This window comes from Micromonospora arida (genome assembly GCF_003857035.1).
GTDB classification, from domain to species: Bacteria; Actinomycetota; Actinomycetes; order Mycobacteriales; family Micromonosporaceae; genus Micromonospora; species Micromonospora arida.
Genome location: NZ_QGSY01000010.1, coordinates 1 through 1181, shown reverse-complemented (window position 1 = coordinate 1181; position 1181 = coordinate 1). Strand labels below are relative to the sequence as shown.

The following is a 1181-nucleotide window of genomic DNA, read 5'->3' as shown; positions in this document are numbered from 1 at the left end:
GGGTGGGGTTAGTCGGATCGGCGGGTTGCGGCTACGGCCAGGTCTACCAGGGCTTGGCGGGCCTCGGTGTCGAGGTCGACGGCGGTCAGGGCAGCCAGGGCGGCGTCGGTGAGTGTGGCGATCCGCTGTTCGGTACGGGCCAGCGCCCCGCTCCCCGAGATCACCTCGCGGAGCAGGGCCACCCCGTGCTCGTCCAGATCCGGGTCGCCGAGCCGGCCGAGCAGCAGTTCGCGGCCCGCGTCGTCGGTAGCCTCCACGGCCGCCGCCACCAGGTAGGTGCGCTTGCCCTCGCGTAGGTCGTCCCCGGCCGGTTTGCCGGTCAGCGCCGGGTCGCCGAAGACCCCCAGCACGTCGTCGCGGAGCTGGAACGCCTCGCCCAGCGGCAGCCCGTACGCCGAGTAGGCCGTCCGTACGTCCTCCGGCGCGTCGGCCAGCGCGGCGCCGAGCAGCATCGGACGCTCGACCGTGTACTTCGCGGACTTGTACCGGGCGACCTTGCTGGCCCGTTCCACCGAGGTGTCCCCGGTGACCTGCGTCAGCACGTCGAGGTACTGCCCGACGGTGACCTCGGTGCGCATCTCGTCGAAGACCGGCCGGGCCCGGGCCAACGACCACAGGTCCAGGCCGGCGGAGTGCAGCAGCTCGTCGGACCAGACCAGGCACAGGTCACCGAGCAGGATGGCCGCGGCGTCGCCGAAACCGTCCGGGTCGCCGCCCCAGCCGGCCTCCCGGTGCCGGGTAGCGAACCGTCGGTGTACCGCGGGCTCACCGCGACGGGTGTCGGAACGGTCCATCAGGTCGTCGTGGATCAGGGCGCTGGCCTGGACGAACTCCAGTGCGGCCAGGGCGGTCAGCACCTGGTCGCCGTCCAGCCCGCCGGCCCCCCGGAACCCCCAGTACGCGAATGCGGGACGCAGCCGCTTGCCGCCGCCGAGCACGAACGTCTCGATCGTCTCGGCCACCGGACTCAGCGCGTCGTCCACGGCGGCGAGCCGGACCCGTTGGCCGGCCAGGAACTCGGTGAGAGCCTTGTCGACCCGCTGCCGCAGGCCGGCGCGGTCGACGGGGGACACGGGAGCAGCGTGGGTCACGCCCCGACGCTAGCCGGTCGTCCGTGCTCGTGCTCCACCGCCACGCGTAGTCCCGTCGGTGCGGCCGGGGCCCGTCCGCACCGACGGGAC

1 protein-coding gene is annotated in these 1181 nt (G+C 73.5%); it reads right to left on the bottom strand.

Annotated elements, in window-relative coordinates; translation table 11 throughout:
* Positions 1 to 8: 8 nt before the first annotated feature.
* Positions 9 to 1091, bottom strand: coding sequence for a polyprenyl synthetase family protein (locus tag DLJ58_RS00050; protein ID WP_124853293.1), 1083 nt, complete (start codon positions 1089 to 1091; stop codon positions 9 to 11).
* Positions 1092 to 1181: the final 90 nt, after the last annotated feature.